Annotated in this window: 2 protein-coding genes; both read left to right on the forward strand. The window is 65.4% G+C overall.

The features are described 5' to 3' along the window. A partial coding sequence (locus tag ABY403_RS16335) for an aminotransferase class III-fold pyridoxal phosphate-dependent enzyme (RefSeq protein WP_372841867.1) occupies positions 1-638 on the forward strand: 638 nt, incomplete at its 5' end. A 94-nt stretch (positions 639-732) separates the two neighbouring features. After that, positions 733-1,622 (forward strand): ornithine carbamoyltransferase (gene argF, locus ABY403_RS16340; RefSeq protein WP_372841868.1); only part of this gene is annotated, 890 nt, incomplete at its 3' end.

Below are 1,622 nucleotides of genomic sequence, written 5' to 3' on the forward strand. Positions count from 1 at the left end.
AGGGCGGTATTCGCGCGCTTTCGGATGCCGATCTGCGCGCCCTGCGCGCGCGCTGCGACGAGGCCGGCGCGCTGCTGATCTTTGACGAGGTGCAATGCGGAATGGGCCGCACGGGGCGGCTATTCGCGCATGAATGGGCGGCTGTCACCCCCGACATCATGATGGTTGCGAAAGGCATCGGCGGTGGTTTCCCCTTGGGGGCGGTGCTTGCCACCGAGGCCGCCGCTGCGGGCATGGTCGCAGGCACCCACGGCTCTACCTACGGCGGCAACCCGCTGGCCTGCGCGGTCGGCGCGCGCGTGATGGAAATCATCACCGCACCCGGCTTTCTGGCCGAGGTCAACCGCAAGGCTGCGCTGTTTCGCCAAGGGCTTGAAGGGCTTGTCGCCAACTACCCGACCATATTCGAGTCGGTGCGCGGCCAGGGCCTGATGCTTGGCCTCAAATGCCGCCTTGCGCCCGCCGACGTGGTCAAGGCCGCCTATGCCGAGCAACTTCTGACCGTGCCTGCGGCTGATGACGTGCTGCGGCTTTTGCCGGCGCTGACTATCCCTGACGCCGATCTTGCCGAGGCGCTCGCCCGGCTGGACCGCGCCGCTACTGCGCTCGAAACAGCGCCACCCAAAACCCAAGGCTGACGCTTTTTCATCGCAAATACCACCGGGGGGGATTGGCCGCGAGGCTATTGGGGGGCAGGGGCCCCCCGGACCCGCCCTTAAGAAAGACCGAACGATGCAGCACTTCCTCGATATCCACACCACCGACCCCGCCGCCCTGCGCGCCATGATCGACACCGCCCGCGCCATGAAGAACGCCCGCAACGGCCGCCCTCGCGGTGCCTTGGATGACGAGTTGCCGCTCGCGGGCCGCATGGTGGCGCTGATTTTCGAAAAGCCCTCGACCCGGACCCGCGTTTCCTTCGACGTCGGCGTGCGCCAGATGGGGGGGCAGACGATGGTGCTTTCGGGCCGCGAAATGCAGCTTGGCCACGGCGAAACCATTGCCGATACCGCCCGCGTGCTAAGCCGCTATGTCGATCTGATCATGATCCGCACCTTTGAAGAGGCGACGCTGCTGGAAATGGCAGAACACGCCACGGTGCCGGTAATCAACGGCCTGACGAACCGCACCCACCCCTGCCAGATCATGGCCGATGTGATGACCTACGAGGAACACCGCGGCCCGATCACAGGCAAAAAGGTGGTTTGGTCTGGCGACGGCAATAACGTGTGCGCAAGCTTTCTGCATGCGGCGGGGCAGTTCGGCTTTGATTTTACCTTCACCGGCCCCGAACCGCTCGACCCCGAGCGCGCTTGGGTCGAGTTTGCCCGCGGCCAAGGGGTAGATGCCCGTATCGAGCGCGACCCCTACAAGGCGGTCGCGGGGGCCGATCTGGTGGTCACCGACACTTGGGTTTCGATGCACGACCCGGAATCGGCCAAGGAACGGCGGCACAACCAGCTGCGCGGCTATCAGGTCAACGATGCGTTGATGGCGGCGGCAAAGCCCGATGCGCTGTTCATGCATTGCTTGCCTGCGCATCGCAATGACGAGGTGACAAGCACCGTCATGGACGGCCCCGCCTCGGTGGTGTTCGACGAGGCCGAAAACCGCCTGCACGC

The sequence above is a fragment of the Phaeovulum sp. genome (assembly GCF_041596715.1).
Classification (GTDB): Bacteria; Pseudomonadota; Alphaproteobacteria; order Rhodobacterales; family Rhodobacteraceae; genus UBA6213.